Raw genomic sequence first — 19,606 nt, 5'->3', positions numbered from 1 at the left:
TATTTGATTTAACCTAAATAAATCAGGCATTGTTGTATTCCATAAATATTGAAGAAGAGACGTTATTATGAATATTAACAAGGGTATTAACAACCAATACAGCCACACCTGTATCAACTCCTTCTGAAGAATTAAAAACTATAGCGAATAAAAAGTGAACTCCATAAAATCATACGATATTAGTTCTCTATAGATAATATTCTAAATACTTTGACCCTGGCCGTTGTACACGCGAAAAGAAAACCTTTTAAATGGTACTGTTGCTGAAATTGTGTAAAAGGAGGGACATAGAACTAGAGAACTGACGCATCACGTTATAAATACGTAGTACTATTGTGATTGTTTATTGAACACAGTAACTAGCACATAGCCAAACACTATTCCACTTATGGTAACAAGATTGTTATGAACAAAACCTATCTTCCCAATCAAAGGCATTTCAGTTGTAACTTGTGTAAGAGATAATAGCGCTAATAATACGACGCCGAATGTTGGAAGACCAACGGCTAGTAATAATGTCCAATCACATTTCCAATAACCTTGCTTATGAACTGTTGAAATAAATCTAGGCAATCCAAGTAACAGGCCGACAAAAACAGGGAAAAAAGCCAGAAAGCAAATCTGTATCAGATTATAGTATTTACTGAAGATTTGCATATATCTAATATAATCATCGGCCTGAATAACAACATAGCCAACAGCAATGACATATATGTAATAAGATATAAATCTAACAATACTCTTATTAATAGTAACCACCACCATATGGGTATTAATATAAAATCACTAAATTAACTTAATTATCCTTTTTATTAGGGCGGGTCAAAGAAACTGCGCAGCTCCTTACATTAATGAGCTATTTTGGTATATTTAGCTATAAAAAATTATATCATAAGGCTTCTGCTAAATGTTTACAAGCCTTACTTTAGGATAAATAGTTTTGGATGCCCAAAACTGCCATATTCGTTTCGAGATACGATATGACAAGCACCCCTCCTCTCAGCCCCCCAATTCTTATCCCTCTCTTCTACAAAGCCAGCGTTCTTTAATATTCCGACATTCTGCTTAAAAACTGCCCGATGGTATATGGAAATATGAGGAATATGCTATAATTTCCATATAAGTTACACTAAATTGTTGCATAGGCGTAGCAAACGTTAGTATTCAAGCTTGCAATGCTTAACTAGACTTATATTGTAATGTATCGGTGTTTTCTAGCTATTCGGCGGATGCCTGGGCTCTGAAGGTAAATTGCTTACTGCAGGGCAGAAGATGGTTTGTAGAAGTATAAGCATTAATTATGGAATTGTAAATTTTACTGAGTAAAAAAGGCGTGTTATGTCTATTAGGGGAAGCTCAAGTTTTATGCTGTGTACAGTTGCTTAAAGAACAAAGTGTTGGACTAAAAAATGTAAGCTTCTATTCTTATTGTACCAACCGGCAGGAGAAATTTATCCTGCAATAACATCTCGTTTTTGAAGCAATAAAACCGCCAATGGCAAAATATCTGAGTTAAACCGGAGTTATGCTGCTTTTGAATGAAAAGGGTTAATATACTTTGTTCTGAAAGAGGTGATGGTAATGCCATCAAAAAATAGAATAAGTTATGAAAACAAGATGCTACACTACAATGCTGATCTTGAATTAGTTGACATCTTATGTACTTCAATCAATTTAGGAGAATTGAAAGTAGAAAATGAAAGTGCTTTGTTTTCACATATTGATCCTACAAAACATCCTGTTCTAAGTAAGAGAAGTGTTTGTCAAGAAAATAGGCGTATGGCAGCATATCATTTGCGGCAAACCGTTTTTGGGTCATACATAAAAGATATGTATGAAGAATTTTCACGTTTTCTCAGGAATACCATTGCGGAAGCGGTTGCCAATTTAAAGATAAATCCAGATAGACTGGTCGGAGAACATAAAGTCAATTTATCAGCTAAAGAAATTTTGAGTTTAAGGACAATAACTGCAATTAATGAAAAGGTTGTGGACATCCTTTTCCAAACGCTAGAAGCTGAACAAAGCACCATTAAACTGATAAAAAAGACTTGTGATAAATTGGGTTTAGATATAAGTGATGATTTGATTAACAATGCTTTGCCATATTTAGAGTTGCGTCATAAGTTAGTTCATACTGATGGAAAACTTGACGCAGAATTCAAAAGGAAATATCCTCATATACGTTGTACAAATAGGGATTATGTGGATTTACGATACGTTATGATACGAGAAGCTAGAAATCACGTCAATAATTTAGTGTTTGCTATGGATGATGAAGCATTGACGAAAGGTTTTGTAAATCCTCACGTCAGCTGATTACTCTAATAACAAACAAAAGTTGGCAATATAGCAATAATAGGAAGTTGCATGCTTAGTAATGGTAGCAATGATTTGCCATGGCAGTGCAGGTTTTGGGCGACAACCAGTTTCGGGCTATCGCTAGGGAAACTGCCGACAAGGTTAGAAAGAATGCGCAATTGACTTTGCTATCAAGGAAACCGCCCGCGCCCGGATTATGGTTATCATTCGCAGGATACTCAATAAATACGGCTACCCGCCCGACAAACAGCCTGCGGCGATAGATTTTGTTATGAAGCAGGCAGATGTGTGGACAGTGGTAAAATAACGCGGTTCTAGCGAGCAAAGGAGATTGTATGAGCAGAATCAGCAGCAATTTTCGAAATCTACAAGATGCTGTCATACGCCACTCAGAAGCAGACGAGTGGTATTCAGCGGTAAATGAGTGGATTATTAATGATGTTGAAGAGGACGAAACGCTTACGGAGTCCTGCGTCTGTGGGAAAGAAAAACTCCACTATCTCTTTACAATTCGCAATATACTCAATGGGAACATACTGTATCCGATAGGCAGTTCGTGCATTAGAAGGTTTGAAAGGGATGACCTTGACGAGGAAGTAGACCTAAAGGTACAGCTTTTCGAACTACTTCATGCTATTGAGCAAAATGAGTTTATTGTTTTGTCATCGGACTTTTTCTCTCGTAAGCTGCTGAAATACCTGTATGATCTGGGAGCATTTATAGGAAGTGAATATAACAATTATGACCCGTTTAGAGATTATCAGTTTATGCTGGACATGTTCAACAAACGAATGCGGACGCAAAGGCAGGAGAAAAAAGCGACTGCAATCATAATGAGTTCTATTCGTCCGTTTTTGCGGAGAATGCTTCGAGATAAAATCCGCTGAGAGCTATTCCTCTTGGGGTCGTTGCCTGTGATGCAGAGAGTTTGTAAGCCAAATAATACGGAGGGGGCTAGGTTATGCCGTCGACCATCGCAGAGATAAAGCTCAAAAATTATAAGCGATTCAGGGATTACACCATAATGCCTAATCCACGGGTTAACATTTTGGTCGGCGATAACGAGGTGGGTAAAAGCAGTGTCCTTGAGGCGATAGACTTGGTTTCGAGCGGCAACGTGCGTAAAGTCGAATCGATAGGGATAGATAAACTTCTTAGTATTGAGGCGGTTAACGCTTTTAATGATGGTACGCGGTCATACGACAATCTACCCGTATTGACCATTGAGCTATATTTGAGCGGCGATTTTGATCATACGATAAATGGTCGGAATAATAGCAAGGGTATAGTCTGTGATGGAATAAGGCTGGTGTGTGCGCCAAATCAAGATTTCCAGACAGCTATAACCGAATCCCTGCAAGAACAGACGGACTATTTCCCTTACGACTATTATTCTGTTCGGTTCTCAACTTTTGCCGATGAGGGCTATAACGGTTATAAAAAGCAATTACAGAGCATTTTAATCGACAGCTCTAATATGAATTCGGATTATGCGACAAATGATTTTATAAGGCGGATGTATAGCCAATACACCGAAGATGACATTAAGGAAAGGGCGGTGCACAAGGGTAAGTATAGGCAACTAAAAACCCGTTTTCGTACAGATAGTCTTGATGCCCTTAACAGACGTATCCCGGCTGACAAGAACTATGCGTTTGGTTTGAAGCCCAGTTCTGTTTATGGGCTTGAAAGTGATTTAATGATATACGAGGACGATATCGGCATAGATAGCAAAGGCACAGGAAAACAGGTGTTTATCAAAACCGACTTCGCTCTGGAGCGGTCGGGGAAGAATGTCGATGTCGTGCTAATTGAAGAACCTGAGAATCATTTAAGCCATGTAAATTTGCGAAAGCTAATCCAGCGTGTTTCTGAAACCCAGAGCGGCCAGTTGTTTGTTGCTACTCATAGCAGCATGATCAGCACTCGTTTGGAGTTGCAGAACTTGCTTATTATGCATGTTGAAAATACAGGTTCCCCCATTCCTCTCAGCGGCTTAAGCACGGATACTGCAAAATACTTTATGAAGGCTCCGGTTGCGGGGATTCTCGAATTTGTTATTTCGAGCAAGGCGATTTTAGTCGAGGGGCCGTCCGAATATATGCTTTTTGAGAAATTCTATGCATCGGTGGCCGGAAATAAGCCAGAAGCAGATGGGGTACATATTATTGACGTGCATGGGCTGAGTTTCAAAAGATACCTCGAAATAGCACAGTTGTTAGGTAACAAGGTTGCGGTTATCACTGACAACGATAAAAACGCGCAGAAGAACTGTGTCGAGAAATACTCGGGGTTTAGGGCGGCGAACATTGAAGTTTTTTACGAGGCAGAAGAGGCCAAGTATACATTTGAAGTAGTTTTATATGGCGATAACGGGACGCTGTGCGATACCCTCTTTGGTGATGATGCGCTGAATTATATGCTAACTAACAAGACGGAGTCAGCATATTCGCTATTGGGGCAGGACGAAGCCATCGCTGTCCCTGACTATATTCGGAGAGCGATAGTATGGATAAAAGGATAGTTTTCGCCGTTGCAGGATCAGGCAAGACAACTCATATAGTAGATAACTTGTCCGCCGATAAACGTTCGCTCATTGTAACCTATACACATGGGAATTGTGATAACCTGCACAAGAAGATAACTAAGAAGTTTGGCGGCAAATGGCCTGAGAACATAACTCTATTAACCTATTTTACTTTTCTTTATCGGTTTTGTTATAAGCCGTTTTTATCTGATGAATATAAAACGAATGGTGTGATATATGAGCGTAATAGCAACAAGTTTGCCCGGCAGACTGACCTTAGTTACTACATGACAAGAAATCGGTATCTATACAGTAACCGTTTGGGCTTTTTCATGGAGCAAAGCGGGATTGTTGATGAAATAAGAGATCGTATTAAAAAGTATTTTGATGAGTTTGTGATTGATGAGGTTCAAGATATTGCTGGGCGTGATTTTGGTTTTTTGGAAAGCTTAATGGAGACTGACGTAAACATGCTATTCGTCGGAGATTTTTATCAGCACACATTTGATACGAGTCGTGATGGTAATGTTAATAAGACTCTCTTTGATGATAGAGCCGCTTATGAAACTCGCTTTACCCGGAAAGGATTCGTGTCGGACAATACGACACTGACAAATAGCTGGCGTTGCAGCCGGAATGTCTGTGACTATATTCGGCAAAATCTTGGCATTGCAATATCCTCTCATCGAAGTGCAGAGGAAAACACCTTGATTGAGTATATTACTGACGCTGAGCAGATCGCTGCCATTCTTGAAGATAAGCAGATCATTAAACTCCATTACCAAAACGGCGCAAAAGCTGGTCTGGGTCATAAAAATTGGGGCGAGTCAAAGGGGGAGGATCACCATCAGGATGTCTGTGTGCTGCTTAACGGAACGACTGCGAGTAAAAGAGCCGTAGGTAAATTAAATGAGCTTGCTGCGTCCACTAAGAACAAGCTATATGTGGCGCTAACTCGTGCTAGGGGCAATGTGTTTCTTGTGGATGAGTGAAAATGACTGGCGAGCCCATACACTTAAAATATCCTTCCGATAAGTAGCGCTCATCTTATTAGCCGAGGGGAGATAGTCGAATGTCACTAAAAATCGAAGATGTATTGCAAAAGCTTACGTTGCCTAAAATGTATTTTGATAACGACTTCGTTATATATGAAAAGTTAAAAGATGAGGCAAGAACCTTTATCTCGCTGCTTGAGCAATGTGATGGTAAGGAGTTTGATACTGATGGCGAGGCAGCTATCAGCGGGCGGATGCCTGATATATTGGGCGTGGCGCGAAAGAACATCAAATTGCTTCTTGAAGCTGTGGAATATTACGAAAATGCTGACCACAAGGCTGCTCAAGAAGCCTTTGACGATTTGATGGAGCTGATGAAGGATGATGTTTTTATCAGTACGATTGATGATTTTGTTCGACTAGTTTTTGATGGAAAGACGTACTGGCCTAGTTTTCGGATAACGCGGGGGAGCAGATATTACAGGGTACGCGCCGCTGATTACGAATCGTCTAGCATTTTAGAAAATGCTGATGAGCTATTTCATCTTCCGCTTTCAAAGCGGGCAAATGCAAATAATGAGCGCTTTAGTATAGCTGGTTTTCCAAGTCTTTATTTGTCTACAATGCTGCCTTTGGCATGGCAGGAGAGCGGATATCCGCAGAAATACTATTATTCGGAGTTTCAGTATGAGCGTGGTGACAAGCCGGAAAATCAACTATGGTTTCTTTCCTTGTATTCGCCGGATGAAATATGTAATTGGGGAGGAACGGTGAAATACAATAACTTCAATCTTTGGCTTGAGGTTATTGATAGATATTTGAAATGCTATCCTCTGGTACTGGCTTGCTCTTTTGTGAATCAGAGCGGAAAAGTGCCGTATAAACAGGAATATATTGTGCCGCAAATGTTGATGCAGTGGGTGCGGCGTAATAATTCGTTGGTTCAGGGTATTACGTATTTTACTTGCGTTGATCTCAGCTCGCAGCGAAGCCGATGGTGCGCGTATAACATTGCTATGCCTGCGGCAGTGCCCTATGATGACAAGGGGTATAGTAGTCTTTTGAGAGAGAAGTTTTGCTGGGCGATGCCCCTATTTTATACTGTGCCGATAGTGGACAGGGGGCGCAACCAAGTCGACAGAGGGACTGTGTACAACTTTTTAAGCGATTTAGGTAGCGCAATGAGGAAGCAGCGTTTTCCAAGCAAGCTGCATACTAAAATGATTGAGATGCTGGGAGCTGCTGGCTGTTTTTTGAGTCTGTTGGAGGATGGAGATACTGTTGGGATGGAGTTGGCGTTACATATTCTGAATTCTATCAGGAGTAATTGTGACTTGGTGCGTGTTCGGAATATCGAGGGGTATCTGGAGGAATTGTCAAAGGCGGCGGTTTATCCTCTTGAAGAGCTGACAGGGGAATGTGCCGATTTATATAAAAGTCTGTATAGTAAGTTTGTTGGAAATGACAAGGCTAACGAGAGCATAGAGACGCTGATTCATAAGTATATTGATTTTTGCTGGAATGACTTGCATCCGCATTCAAATGTGGAGATTGTTTACTCTGATGAGGCGGATATTATTGAGCCTTTACGGTGGTTGCGGGAAAATCATATACTGCGGTGGACTCGGAAAATAGACACGATTGAAAACCCCGTTGAGTTTATTAAGGGTATTGCGAAAAAGGCGGCAGTTGATGTTCAGGAGCTTTTTGATGAGCCTGTTGGGGATGATGATTGGCTGAAGGCGAATATCGGGGCAATTAAGACGCCGGTTTTTATAAAGCATAACAGTGTTAGTATTTATTCTCCGGACGGAACTGCCTCAGAAGAGTTTGTCCACATAGGATTTGATAAAAACATTTTAAGTACAAAATTGAAGCTCAACAAATAGAAGCAGAAGTCTTTGTTGGCACTCAACTATTCTTTTGAAGGGAAAATTGCCAGTTTCCAAACAGCCAACTTCGCTTAATCCATATTAGGTGGGACTTTTGGTAAGAACTGAATTTCCCATTATGTTTATAACCAACTATTCCTGCTGAGTTGTGAGTTTCGCGTTTGGCTAATAATCAGAAGCTGGTCATAATGGCGATTATAAATATTTAGTATTGCACATTCTGTTAAAGATGTGACACAAAATATTTGCTGCCTATCTACCCTGTTTAAACAGAAAAAAGCCGACCGCTCCTACCGAGCATGTAACGATAATAATTGCTAGAATTAACAGCAAATTGCCAATATCATAAGGCTGATGTACTGAACTGTTTAGCCATAGGAGTTCGCCAATTAATATAGCAATCCAAACTTGAAATTTTTTAGCCATTATAAATAAAACCTCTTTATAGCATTTTGGTATATATTGTAACACAACAGTTATATTCAACATACGGGTATGTCGTAGTCTAAAGAGAAAGTACGGCACTGGTTTGCCAATGGGTAACGGCGCGTTAAATATCTACAATCTATGCATCATCCATATATTCGCACATCAATTCATCAGGATGACAGCATCTGGTCATACATATTGGCGAGGCTTTTTCCAGCAAAACATACTGCCAATACACGGCATCGTAGTAAGCAAGGGGATGTTCTTGCTTCCTTAGCAAATCTTAGTTTCAGGATTCTGTTATATTCTGGACTTCGGTAGAAATTTGCATACCATCGTATTCTGGCAGTATGAGTACCTTCTGTGTGATTTCGATAAATATGTAGGGAACGCCCCCTGTGTCGTTCCAGATCAGGGACGGTGTTTTTATAAATTTGCCGGAACGGCACAGGGGTCGTTCCTACAATATAATAAGATTTAAAATGCCGTAGGAATCAGAATTGATTTTACGGCATTTTTGTATAATACTTAAAGAATGCTCTTAATATGGAGGCAAATGTTAATGAAGGATAGGTTGTTTCGAGATATATTACCCCAGGTGTCCAAACCGGCTCGTTATACCGGTGGGGAAGTTAATATTATTCAGAAGGACTGGGAGCAGGCTCAGGCTAAGATGGTGTTTGCCTTTCCCGATGTCTATGAGGTAGGTATGTCGCACATCGGCGGCAAGATTCTTTATGGTCTGGTTAATGAAAAGAGCAATCATCTGATGGAGCGCTCTTTTGCTCCCTGGCCGGATATGGAAGAGGTTATGCGGCGGGAGGATATACCTCTTTATGCCCTGGAGTCGTTTCGCCCTCTGGGGGATTTTGATGTAGTCGGGTTTTCCCTGCAATATGAATTGTCTATTACCAATGTGTTAAATATGCTCGACCTGTCCGGGATACCTTTGTGGTCGAAGGACCGCCCAAAGGGATGCCCGCTGGTGATTGCCGGAGGGCCGGTAGTGTTTAACCCGGAGCCTTTTGCCGAGTTTTTTGATGCTTTTCTCATGGGGGACGGTGAAGAGGTAACTCTGGAGTTTTTGGACTGTGTGTATAAGAACCGGGACATGGCACGGGATGAGCTGTTGAAGCAACTGGCCCGGATAGAAGGGGTCTATATACCTGCCCTTTACCAGGTGGAATATAAAGAGGATGGCACGATAAAAAAAATGGTACCGGTGGCCGAAGAGGCGCCGACCAAGGTGCGGCGGCGGGTGATAGCTGATCTGGATACGGCTTATTACCCGGACAAACCTATTTTACCCTACATGGATATCGTCCATAACCGTGCGGTATTGGAGGTAATGCGGGGCTGCCAGCGCAGCTGCCGCTTCTGCCATGCCGGTATGGTTTATCGCCCGGTGCGGGAGCGCAGTGTGGACACCCTTAAGAAGCAGGCGGCAGCACAGCTGGCCAGTACCGGCTATGAGGAGATATCGCTGACATCGCTCAGCACCTTGGATTACTCCGGGGTAAGTCCCCTGGTGAAGGATCTGGTAAAGGAATATGGCCCCCGGGGAACGGGAGTTTCCCTGCCTTCACTGCGGGTCGATGCTTTTTCCATCGATCTGGCCAATGAGGTGCAGAAGGTGCGTAAAACCACTTTGACCCTGGCACCGGAGGCCGGAACCCAGCGTATGCGCGATATAATTAATAAGAATGTAAGCGATGAACAGTTGTTTAATGCGGTGGAAGCTGCTTTTAAGTCAGGATGGAATTCGGTTAAGCTTTATTTTATGATTGGCCTGCCGGGTGAAACTGAAGCTGACCTGGACGGGATTATAGAATTGTGCAGACAGGTTAAGGCTATCGGTAACCGGTATTCGCGGCGACCGGTAGAAATTCGGGCCAGTCTGGCTTCTTTTGTACCGAAGGCCCATACTCCCTTTCAGTGGCGGGCCCAGAACAGTATTGAGGAACTGGATAATAAGCGCCGCTATATGATGCGGGAGAAACGTAAGAATATCAAGCTCAGTTTTCATGACAGTGAAACCAGTTACCTGGAAGGGGTTATTGCCCGGGGCGATCGCCGCCTGGCGGCAGCTATCCATACGGCCTGGCAAAAGGGCTGCAAGTTTGACGGCTGGTCTGAGTATTTCCATTTTGACCGCTGGATGGAAGCGATGCAGGAAGAAAATATTGACCCCGGCTTTTATAATCTGCGCCGCCGAGACTATGAAGAAGTATTCCCCTGGGATTTTATCGAAACCGGGATTGACCGGGAGTATTTGATTGAAGAAGATGAAAGAGCGGAGCAGGGGATAAGTACCCCGGACTGCCGCCAGGAAGGCTGCAGGGATTGCGGGGTCTGTATGACTCTGGGAGTAGACCTTCAGATTAAGGGGGGCAATGCCGATGCGGTTGAGAGTTGAGTACAGTGTGGGATCAGACCTGCGGTTTTTGTCCAACCTGGATATGATGAATCTTATGGCCCGGGCCTTGCGCCGGGCTCAGATACCGTTTGCCCTGAGTGAGGGCTTTAATCCTCATATACGGCTTTCCATGGGCACTGTACTGCCGGTGGGGCTGTGGGGGAAACGCGAGTATTTTGACCTGGAACTGGAGCGGGAGATGGATGCCGGCAATTTTATAGAAAATATGAACCAAGCTCTGCCTCCGGCTATGCATGTTAATGCCTGCCTGGAGATTGGGGCTAAAACACCAACGCTTATGAACAGCATCAACTGCGCCTGCTATTCCTTTGTCATTGATGCTCCGGCAGAGCAAATGGAGCCATGGAAAAACCGGATACTGCAGCAGAATGATATGATAGTCAAAAGCCGGGGCAAAAAAAAAGACCTGGACAAAAATTTGCGCCCCGGAATTTTAAAAATTGAAGTGAATCGTTTACAGGATTTTGCTATTATTGATATATGGGGAACTACCGGTGAACCCCTCAATGTGCGTTATGATGAGCTAAGAGACCTCTTCATGCAGACCGGTATCAATAAGGAAGCCATTTTGGATGTTTGTCGCAGCGGCAATTACATCCGCGAAAACGATGAATACTATACCCCACTGGAAAAGGTGAAGTGACTTGGAACGGGAAATTATTACGGAGGTCTATCCCTGGGAGTCGCGGGTGGCGATTGTGGAGGATGGGCGTCTGGTAGAGGTTTTTTGGGCGGACCAGGATGAAAATGTAGGGAACATTTACAAGGGCAAGGTAAAAGATATATTACCCGGTCTTTCCTGTGCCTTCATAGATATAGGGCTATCGAAGAATGCCTTTTTATATGCCGGGGATGTGATGATTCCCGGCCAAAGAAAGGTGAGCAACGGCTTGGATCTTTTAAAGAGCGGCCAGGATATTATGGTCCAGGTAAAAAAAGAAGCCTTTTCCGAAAAGGGGGCGAGGGTAACCGGGAATCTTACCATCCCCGGTCATTTTATCGTCCTTTTGCCTTGCCAGATTGATATATCCATTTCCCGCAAACTCACTGACGACCAGCGCCGGGAGCATCTGCGCCGGTTGATGGAAAAACATAAACCGCCGGAGATGGGAATAATCCTGCGTACCGCCTGCCAGGAAGCGGAGGATGAAGAAATCCTGGGGGAACTGCAGGATCTGGTGCAGGCCTGGGAGGAGATCAACCGGCGCTTCGAGCGTATGCGGGCTCCCAATCTTATATATGAAGATATTGACGTACTGGAGAGGACCCTGAGAGATTATCTGGATGGAGATATCCGTCGGGTGATAATCAATAATGAAAAATTAAAAGAGAAAATAACCAGCTATATGAATAAGAAAAAATCGAACTTCGATTTTACGGTTCAGTTTGAAGAGGGCGACCTGTTCGAAAAATTCGGACTGGAAAAGGATATCCGCCGCACCCTGCGCCGCAAGGTATGGCTGCGCAACGGCGGTTATTTAATAATCGATGAGACCGAGGCCATGACGGTAATTGATGTCAACAGCGGCAAGTATACCGGTAAAAATGATTTTGAGGAAACGGTCTTTAAGCTGAATCAGGAAGCGGCGGTGGAGATCCCCCGGCAGTTGCGGCTGCGCAGCCTGGGGGGGATCATTCTTATCGATTTTATTGATATGCGGGTAAAGGAAAATGTGGATAAAATAGTATCCACCCTGAAACGGGAACTGGCCAAGGATAAGGCCCATACCCGCATCATCGGCATGACCGGCCTGGGGTTTCTGGAAATGACCCGCAAGAAGTCGCGCTACGGGGTCTCCGAGTTTTTCACCGACGAATGCGCCCATTGCAATGGCCGGGGACGGATGATAAACATGTTTGCCCTGGCCTGTGAGGTAAAGCGCAAGCTGGCCAATATGGGCTATATGGAGAATGAAGAAATAATCTGCGAGGCAAACCCGCGTTTGCTGGAGTTTATTCATAATGATGAAAAAAACCTGGGCTATATCGAAAAGCGTACCCAGAAAAAGGTCAAACTGCTGGCCAACCCTGACCTGGCCCTGGTTGATTATAAGATTTATACCGAGTAAAACTACCCCCAAGCTCTTTGCTGTCAATGGTCAGGGAAAATGTCACCCCTTTACCTAGATAACTCAGCAGCAGAAATGTCATCCCTGCTGCGGCTCTTAGAATAGAAGATTTCACTATATGCGAACCAAGGTGATTTGTTCTTTGGCTTGATTTTGGGCTGAGCCGGCAGGCTATTCAAGGAATTGTCCTGCTGAGGTATTTGTACTATACTTTCCTTGGGCTGAGTTTTGAGCAATTCGGGTTTAATAACGAGGCCTTTGTAAAGGACCTGCATTCCGATATGCTTACTGGTTGCTACAGTAATCGTATCATGAGGGGATGCAGGGACTTTTATATTTTCCACCTTGGCAGGCAGACGGTATTTATGGTTCTCAAAGGAAAAGGAAAGCCCTGAATCGATTTTTCTTGTTACATGCTTGGCAAAAATCAACTGCAATGCAGACATATCTTGCTTAGGCAAATAGGCCTTTTCCGGGCTGGCAGCCTGGACGGCGAATTTACGGTTGTAGTAGGGAATATAATGCTTTAGGAAATCATTAGCCTGTTCGATAGAAGAAATTCCTTTACGCTGCATATCTTTCGCCAAACGGTCCTGTAAAGTCTCCCAGAGCCTTTCAATACCACCTTTAGCCTGAGCAGACCGGGCAATGATTAACAGGATGTTGAGTTCTTTAAGGGCTCTGGCAAAGTTAGTCTGCTTTTCCACTTTGCCGGCCAATTCTTCTTCAAGGGTTAATTCCTTTTTCTTTTTGCTGTTATAAACAAAAACGGTTCTGCCATCAGTGTAGATTTCTCTTGGCAGGTGCCCATTCTGATTCATCTGAAACATCAGTTCACAATAACCTTCAAAGGTTTCTTCCTTTTCGAAATGAAGAGCCAGGATACGACCAGTGGCATCGTCAACCGCACCGTGCAGGTGCAAGTAGGAACCATTGCCAAGCCAATCAAAGCTGGAAGCATCCATCTGAATCATTTCACCCTCGCGCTCCCGGGCATTTCTGGAACGATGTTTCTTGGGTCTGCGCTTGGCCTTTGGAGAGCGAATACCACTGGCCCTAAGATACCTTGAGACAGTGCTTACCGAAACAAAAATATCTTTATCTTCAGCAAGCACATCGGTAGCATGACAAAAATTATATCCGGACAACTCCGTTTGATAAATTCGGCAGATTTTTTCAGCAACTTCAGGATCCAATGCATTAGCCGGTTTCCGTCCTCTATTCTTATGCAAAATACTTATAACCCCATTTGCGGATGCCTCCGCTTTCATCCGCTGTACTTGTCTTACACTGAGGTCTAAAAGCTCTGCAGCCTGCTTATTTGTAAACCGGCCTGCCAACAGTTCTTCGATGATAGTTATTTTTCTTGCTTCTTGTTTGCTCATTTCTAATTTCATCCTCCCATTATATCTTTTCTGGGGGATGACATTTTCCCTGAAGAGTTATACCATGACATTATCACTGATTAACGACACCCCCAAGCTCTTTGCTTGACTTATTCCCTTATTTATGTTAATTTCTAGTGTGGGTTGCGTGTTTTTGCAACCGCCCGGTTCGGGCTCCTAAATGGCGTAACAGCCTGCCTTGGTTCCGGCGAGTCTCAAAAATATGGAGGTGCCTTAGAAGATGTATGCAGTAATTGAAAGTGGCGGAAAACAGTACAAAGTAAGCGAAGGTTCAGTTTTAAAGGTTGAGAAACTGGATGCCGCAGCCGGGGACCGTTTGACTATCGACCAGGTGCTCATGGTCAGCGACGAGAACGGCAAGGTCAAGGTCGGCGACCCGGTGGTTAGCAATGCCCGGGTCGAAGTCGAGGTAATGGAACAGGGCAGAGACAAGAAGGTTGTGGTTTACAAGTACAAGAAGAGAAAGAACTACCGCAGAAAACAGGGCCATAGGCAACCTTTTACCAGACTTAAGGTAATAAAGATAGAAGCTTAATGATTGAGGTTAAGATTAACTACCAGGGTAATGATATAGTATCTTTCCAGGTCAAAGGCCATGCTGGTTTTGCACCTGCCGGAGAAGATATATATTGTGCCGGTATATCGGCAGTAGCCCAGACCACCCTGCTGGGATTATTGAAAAACCTCAGCCGTAAACCGGAGCATCAGATTAAAGACGGGTGGCTCAAGTGCCAGCTTCCCGCCGGACTGGACCGGGAAGAAATGGATAAAGCCCAGATAATTCTTTCTACCATGGAAGCCGGGATGCTTTCCATGCACGAGGCTTATGGTGATTTTATAAAACTTGAAGTAAGGAGGTCATAAAATGTTTAGATTTGATTTACAGTTATTTGCTCATAAAAAGGGTGTCGGCAGTTCCAAGAACGGAAGAGACAGTGAATCCAAGCGCCTGGGAGTTAAGAGATACGATGGTCAGGTAGTTCGTGCCGGTAATATACTGGTAAGACAGCGGGGCACCAAAATCCACCCGGGCAACAACGTGATGATCGGCGGCGATGATACCCTTTTCGCCGTTGTCGACGGCAAAGTTAAATACGAGAGAAAAGGCAGAGACAAAAAGCAGGTCAGCGTATATCCGCTGGAAGAAACCGTCAGCATGTAGTCTGAAAACTATATCAAAAGGGTAGTACGTGGGGGGAAAGCTGAGCTTTCCCCTTTATCTTTTCAATCCGCTTCAGCGTATTAATGCGGCAAGGGTATCCCTGGAGCTTTTCCGGGCTTTTTGCTATTATTAGGTAATGCAGGGGGGAATACCATGGAAACCGAACGGGCAGTAGATATTCTGAGAAGAGTGAGGCATGATTTTGGCAATTATCTTCAGGTCATCCTGGGGTATATTGACCTGAAGCGGCCGGAGCAGGCCAGAGATTACATATTGGGAGTAGTTGAAGACCTGGCCTCGGAACGGATTATTTTTGAAAACCTGGAAGAGGAAGCAGTTCTGTATTTTTATCAGCAGCTTCTAATGGCGCGCGATTTGGGCATAATACTGAGGTATAAAGAGCTTGGCCGCATTTCCTGGGCTGTTTTGCAGGGCAAGCTGGAATCTTTATCCCGGAAATTTCGGGCAATGGAAGACGACCCCGTGGTAAACCTTTCCCTCTATGGCACCGAGGACGGGGTTAGGATGCTGTTTGCATGGCAGCAACCGGAACCAGGCCAGTTGGAGGTTATTATCGAGGAGTTGAGATAATGTTTGTTGATCATGCCAAGATATATGTGCGGGGCGGAGATGGCGGAAATGGCATAGTGGCATTTCGCCGGGAAAAATATGTGCCTATGGGCGGCCCTTCCGGCGGTGACGGCGGAAGGGGGGGCAGTGTTATTTTTGTAGCCGATGAAGGGCTCACTACCCTGATGGACTTCAAGTACCGCCATCATTTCAAGGCGGTAAGGGGAGCGCACGGTCAGGGCAAAAATATGCACGGGGCCGGGGGCGAGGATTTACTGGTAAAAGTACCGGTAGGGACAGTAATTAAAGATGATGATAACGGCCAGGTGGTAGCTGACCTTACCGAACACGGACAGGAAGCGGTAGTGGCCCGGGGCGGGCGCGGAGGCCGGGGTAATGCGCGTTTTGCCACTGCCATCAACAAAGCTCCTTCCGTATCGGAAAACGGAGAACCAGGGGAGGAGAAGTGGATTCGGCTGGAGCTGAAGCTGCTGGCCGATGTGGGCCTGGTGGGTTTCCCCAACGCCGGCAAATCCACCTTGATTGCGCGGATATCTGCTGCCCGGCCTAAAATAGCGGATTACCCCTTTACCACCCTGGTGCCGAATCTGGGCGTGGTAGTGACCAAAAGCAAAGAATCCTTCGTGGTAGCCGACATACCCGGTTTGATTGAAGGTGCCCACCAGGGTTCCGGACTGGGCCATGAATTTCTGCGCCATATCGAGAGGACCCGGGTGCTGCTCTTTGTCCTGGATACCGCCCAGACCGAGGGGCGTGACGTATTAGAGGATTATCGGATTTTGCGTCGGGAACTGGAGCTTTACCGGCCGGATTTAAAGGAGAGGCCTTACCTGATTGCAGCCAATAAGCTGGATGTACCGGAGGCCCAGGCGAACTATGAACGATTGCAGGCGGAATTTGGCGACCGGGTCTATGCTATTTCGGCGGTATCCGGTCTGGGGGTCGAGGCTCTGGTGGAGGAGACCTTTCGGCTGCTGCAGACTGTACCCCGGGATATGGTTGTCGGTGAGGAGCCTGTAGTCCGGCGTTTTGAAGAAGAAGAACCGTTTATGATTGCCAATGTAAACGGTGTGTTTGAAGTGAGCGGCAAAAGGATCGAAAAACTTCTGACTATGACTAATTTCAATACCGACGAAGGTTTGCAGCGATTCCAAAGGATAGTGGAGAAGATGGGGCTGGAGGAAGCCCTGCGTAAAAAGGGCATCAAAGCCGGGGATACGGTGAAAATAAGGGATCTGGAGTTTGAATACAGCGAATAGCGTTTGGGGGTGGGGCATTTGAGCAGCCGCGAAAATCTGAGGCGTTGTCAGCGGGTAGTGGTCAAAATCGGAACCAGTACCCTTACATACAGTAACGGACAGCTTAATTTACAGCGGATTGAGCGCTTAGTCAGGGAACTGGCCGATTTGCACAACCGGGACATAGAGGTTTTGCTGGTCAGTTCCGGGGCTATCGGTGTGGGCGCGAGCAGGATGGGATATAAGAAGATTCCCCGCACCATGCCGGAAAAACAGGCCCTGGCAGCGATAGGCCAGGGAGCGCTGGTGCAGCTCTATGAAAAACTGTTTTCGGAATATAATAAAACGGTGGCCCAGGTGCTGCTGACCCGGGGAGACCTGGATGAACGCCTCCGCTACCTCAATGCTGCCAACGCATTGCTGGCTATAGTAGGCCTGGGGGTAATTCCTATTATCAATGAAAACGACACGGTAGTGGTGGAGGAAATAAAATTCGGTGACAATGATACCCTGTCGGCTCTGGTCGCCGGAATCGTGGATGCGGATTTATTGATCATACTGTCTGATGTTGATGGCCTGTATGATTCCGACCCCAGGGCTAACCGGGACGCTTGTCTGCAGAAGGAAGTTCGGGAGATCACCACCGAGATGGAGGATAACTCCAAAAACCGGGGCAGCAGCTTTTCCAGCGGGGGCATGCTGACCAAACTGAGAGCGGCCCGCATATGTATGGCCGCAGGTGTGCCTATGGTTATTGGCAATAGTGATGATGATAATATTATCCGCCGTATTGTCGGCGGTGAAGAAATTGGGACCCTCTTTATACCCCGGGAAGAGAAGCTGCAGGCGCGCAAGAAATGGATAGCTTTCGGAACGGTAGCCCAGGGTTCGGTGCTGGTTGATGCCGGTGCCGAAGCGGCACTGCTTAAGAAGGGTAAGAGCCTCCTGCCGTCCGGGGTGGTGGCAGTGGAAGGTGATTTTGAGCGGGGCACGGTGGTTGCGGTTGCGGCGGCAGGCGACAGGCGGGAGATCGCCCGGGGAATGGTTAACTACAGCTCGGATGAAATCCGGCAGATTGCCGGCAAGAAAAGTTCGGAAATAGAAAGAATCCTGCAGGGCAAGGACTATGACGAAGTAATCCACCGCAATAATTTATGGGTGGAGCACTAGATTGGTAAAGGAGAGAGAAGGTATGGACAGCAGTTTACAGGCGGTATTGATGGAGCAGGGGAGGGAGGCCCGGGCGGCGGCGCGCTATCTGGCCACTGCATCGACCACGGTGAAGAACGGGGCTCTGATGGCTATGGCTGACGAGCTGGAGGCCCATGTCCCGGAGCTGTTGGAAGCCAACCAGATGGATCTGGATAATGGCCGTAAGCAGGGACTCAGTTCCGCCTTGTTGGAACGCCTGGCTCTTAATGAAGCGCGGGTAAAAGATATGGCTCAGGGCTTAAGGGAAATCGCGGCTTTGCCGGACCCGGTAGGGGAAGTGCTTTCGATGTGGCGGCGGCCTAACGGGCTGGAGGTAGGGCGGATTCGCACTCCCATAGGGGTAATTGGCATAATATATGAATCCCGTCCCAACGTGACCGCTGATGCCGCCGGACTTTGCCTGAAAGCCGGCAATGCCATACTGCTGCGGGGCGGGGAGGAGGCCCTTAACTCCAACCGGGCGATTGCACGTATTATAGCCGGAGCGGCTGCCCGGTGCGGAATTCCCGAAGGGGCTATCCAACTGGTGGATAGCGAGGAGCGGGAAGCGGCCGTAATTATGATGAAGATGAACGATTGCCTGGATGTCTTGATCCCCCGCGGCGGTAAAGGACTGAAGCAGGCGGTAATGGAAAACGCCACCGTGCCGTATATCATGACCGGCATGGGCAATTGCCATGTCTATGTAGACGAGTACGCCGATCTGGAAAAGGCCTATCCCATCGTGTTTAATGCCAAGGTGCAGCGGCCTTCAGTCTGCAACGCGGCCGAGACCCTGCTGGTTCATGCTGCCGTGGCCGAAGCATTTCTGCCCTCGATGATTAAAGAATTGGAACAAGCGGGAGTGGAAATCAGAGCCTGCGAACGCAGCCGGGCGGTTGTCCCCCGGGTAAAGGCTGCTGTTCCCGAGGATTGGGATACGGAGTATCTGGATTTAATCCTGGCGGTTAAGATAGTTGATGACCTTGAAGAGGCGATACAGCACATAAACGCTCATGGAACCGGCCATAGTGAGGCGATAGTGAGCCAGGACTACAGCAATGTGAGACGTTTTATGGCGGCAGTGGATGCGGCGGCGGTTTATGCCAATGCCTCCACCCGTTTTACTGACGGCAATGTCTTTGGCTTCGGGGCTGAAATGGGCATCAGCACCCAGAAACTTCACGCTCGGGGCCCTATGGGGCTGCAGGAACTGACCACCACCAAATTCGTCGTTTACGGGGATGGGCATGTAAGGTAGGTCGTCAGTCGTCGGGGGCGTAAGGGGCAAAGGGATCTTTTTTCCTCACCCCTCACGCCTCACCCCACTTAGGGAGGGAGATTTAA

The 19,606-nt window shown here is 45.9% G+C and carries 17 protein-coding genes and 1 other annotated feature; of the genes, 16 read left to right on the top strand and 1 reads right to left on the bottom strand.

The genetic code is table 11. The features are described from left to right. Positions 1–1,581: 1,581 nt before the first annotated feature. From ACU70B_RS10930 to ACU70B_RS10890, 9 genes are all read left to right on the top strand, one after another. Entirely contained in the window at positions 1,582–2,319 is a 738-nt protein-coding gene (locus ACU70B_RS10930; RefSeq protein WP_447183572.1) for a hypothetical protein, read from the top strand. 160 nt (positions 2,320–2,479) lie between these two features. Beyond that, a complete protein-coding gene (locus ACU70B_RS10925; RefSeq protein WP_514393155.1) occupies positions 2,480–2,629 on the top strand; it encodes a type I restriction enzyme endonuclease domain-containing protein in 150 nt (49 codons plus the stop codon). A 28-nt stretch (positions 2,630–2,657) separates the two neighbouring features. Further along, positions 2,658–3,209: a hypothetical protein gene (locus ACU70B_RS10920; RefSeq protein WP_447183570.1), complete on the top strand. Its 552-nt coding sequence runs from the start codon at positions 2,658–2,660 to the stop codon at positions 3,207–3,209. Positions 3,210–3,283: 74 nt separating this feature from the next. Further along, positions 3,284–4,846, top strand: coding sequence for an ATP-dependent nuclease (locus ACU70B_RS10915; RefSeq protein WP_447183569.1), 1,563 nt, complete (start codon positions 3,284–3,286; stop codon positions 4,844–4,846). Continuing rightward, complete coding sequence (locus ACU70B_RS10910; RefSeq protein WP_447183568.1) at positions 4,831–5,841, top strand: DEAD/DEAH box helicase; 1,011 nt, start codon at positions 4,831–4,833, stop codon at positions 5,839–5,841. Before ACU70B_RS10915 ends, ACU70B_RS10910 begins: the two co-directional genes overlap by 16 nt. 80 nt (positions 5,842–5,921) lie before the next feature. Beyond that, positions 5,922–7,733, top strand: a complete 1,812-nt coding sequence (locus ACU70B_RS10905) for a hypothetical protein (RefSeq protein WP_447183567.1) — start codon at positions 5,922–5,924, stop codon at positions 7,731–7,733. Between the two features lie 994 nt (positions 7,734–8,727). Then, positions 8,728–10,581, top strand: coding sequence for a TIGR03960 family B12-binding radical SAM protein (locus ACU70B_RS10900; RefSeq protein WP_447183566.1), 1,854 nt, complete (start codon positions 8,728–8,730; stop codon positions 10,579–10,581). Beyond that, the gene (locus ACU70B_RS10895; protein ID WP_447183565.1) at positions 10,565–11,245 is read left to right on the top strand and encodes a TIGR03936 family radical SAM-associated protein; all 681 of its coding nucleotides are present in this window, start codon (positions 10,565–10,567) and stop codon (positions 11,243–11,245) included. The genes ACU70B_RS10900 and ACU70B_RS10895 overlap by 17 nt, the downstream gene beginning before the upstream one ends. 1 nt (position 11,246) lies before the next feature. After that, entirely contained in the window at positions 11,247–12,671 is a 1,425-nt protein-coding gene (locus ACU70B_RS10890) for an Rne/Rng family ribonuclease (protein ID WP_447183564.1), read from the top strand. Positions 12,672–12,721: 50 nt separating this feature from the next. Here the strand turns inward: ACU70B_RS10890 and ACU70B_RS10885 are convergent, their stop codons facing one another. Continuing rightward, entirely contained in the window at positions 12,722–14,056 is a 1,335-nt protein-coding gene (locus tag ACU70B_RS10885; RefSeq protein ID WP_447183053.1) for an ISNCY family transposase, read from the bottom strand. A 148-nt stretch (positions 14,057–14,204) separates the two neighbouring features. After that, positions 14,205–14,282 (top strand) — a sequence feature (ribosomal protein L21 leader region). A gap of 15 nt (positions 14,283–14,297) precedes the next feature. Here ACU70B_RS10885 and rplU point away from each other — a divergent pair. From rplU to ACU70B_RS10850, 7 genes are all read left to right on the top strand, one after another. After that, positions 14,298–14,612: a 50S ribosomal protein L21 gene (rplU, locus tag ACU70B_RS10880; protein ID WP_447183563.1), complete on the top strand. Its 315-nt coding sequence runs from the start codon at positions 14,298–14,300 to the stop codon at positions 14,610–14,612. Next, entirely contained in the window at positions 14,612–14,941 is a 330-nt protein-coding gene (locus ACU70B_RS10875) for a ribosomal-processing cysteine protease Prp (RefSeq protein ID WP_447183562.1), read from the top strand. The genes rplU and ACU70B_RS10875 overlap by 1 nt, the downstream gene beginning before the upstream one ends. Before the next feature lies 1 nt (position 14,942). Continuing rightward, positions 14,943–15,239, top strand: a complete 297-nt coding sequence (gene rpmA / locus ACU70B_RS10870) for a 50S ribosomal protein L27 (RefSeq protein ID WP_447183561.1) — start codon at positions 14,943–14,945, stop codon at positions 15,237–15,239. Positions 15,240–15,392: 153 nt separating this feature from the next. Beyond that, entirely contained in the window at positions 15,393–15,830 is a 438-nt protein-coding gene (locus ACU70B_RS10865) for a Spo0B domain-containing protein (protein ID WP_447183560.1), read from the top strand. Next, positions 15,830–17,089, top strand: coding sequence for a GTPase ObgE (obgE, locus tag ACU70B_RS10860; protein WP_447183559.1), 1,260 nt, complete (start codon positions 15,830–15,832; stop codon positions 17,087–17,089). Before ACU70B_RS10865 ends, obgE begins: the two co-directional genes overlap by 1 nt. Positions 17,090–17,107: 18 nt before the next feature. After that, positions 17,108–18,238, top strand: a complete 1,131-nt coding sequence (gene proB, locus ACU70B_RS10855; RefSeq protein WP_447183558.1) for a glutamate 5-kinase — start codon at positions 17,108–17,110, stop codon at positions 18,236–18,238. A gap of 22 nt (positions 18,239–18,260) precedes the next feature. Further along, on the top strand, positions 18,261–19,520 hold the full coding sequence (locus tag ACU70B_RS10850) for a glutamate-5-semialdehyde dehydrogenase (RefSeq protein ID WP_447183557.1): 1,260 nt from the start codon (positions 18,261–18,263) through the stop codon (positions 19,518–19,520). The last annotated feature ends 86 nt before the right edge of the window (positions 19,521–19,606 follow it).

Source organism: Syntrophomonas curvata (genome assembly GCF_052976825.1).
Note: the sequence above shows the minus strand (reverse complement) of the source record. Positions and strands in the feature narration are given on the sequence as shown.